The 611-nt window shown below is 45.3% G+C and carries 2 protein-coding genes; both read left to right on the top strand.

Features of this window, described 5'->3' with window-relative positions:
* The coding region (gene flgM / locus KIV40_RS28925) for a flagellar biosynthesis anti-sigma factor FlgM (protein WP_285352666.1) at positions 1-234 on the top strand (234 nt) is incomplete at its 5' end.
* A gap of 45 nt (positions 235-279) precedes the next feature.
* Positions 280-611: flagellar export chaperone FlgN (gene flgN / locus KIV40_RS28920; RefSeq protein ID WP_285352665.1), on the top strand; the 332-nt coding region annotated here is incomplete at its 3' end.

The following is a 611-nucleotide window of genomic DNA, read 5'->3' as shown; positions in this document are numbered from 1 at the left end:
CAAGCGTCGAGTTCTGATGTATCGGCAAAGCCCGCAAGCAAAGATGCGGTTTCTTTAAGCCAACAAAGCAAGGCAATTGGTCAAATGCATCAAGACATGGCTGCACAACCAGGCTTTGACCACGTCAAAGTCGCAGCGATCAAAGACGCTATCGCGAACGGCTCATACACTGTCGACCCAGAAAAACTGGCAGACAACATGATCAAATTCGAAAACGAGCTTAAAGGCCTATAAGCTCGTTTCGCGTTCATCTGACTTTAAGCTTTATTAGGTTTTTACATGGCGGCACTCGCAGATTTAGTTAATTTTCACCTTCAAAGCGCCCAAGCTCTCTCTGAACTATTGAGTTCGGAAAAGAGTGCCATTACTAGCAGGAAGTCGAGCGAAATTGAACGCATTGCGAAAGAGAAAGTGGTACTGGTTGAACAACTTAAAAGTACCGACCAAAGAATAGCGACACATACCAATGTTGCAGCGCTAAACGAAAAACCAGAGCTTATTGAGCTGGTTGCTAAAATTCGTTCAATTGTCCATGACTGCCAGCAGGCAAACCTGGTCAACGGTGAAGCGCTTAACCGAGCGCACCTTAGCTTCAACAAACTCAGCAATAT

It is taken from the genome of Vibrio sp. D173a (assembly GCF_030248475.1).
The sequence above is the reverse complement of the archived record's forward strand: the minus strand, read 5'-3'. Positions and strand labels throughout refer to the sequence as shown.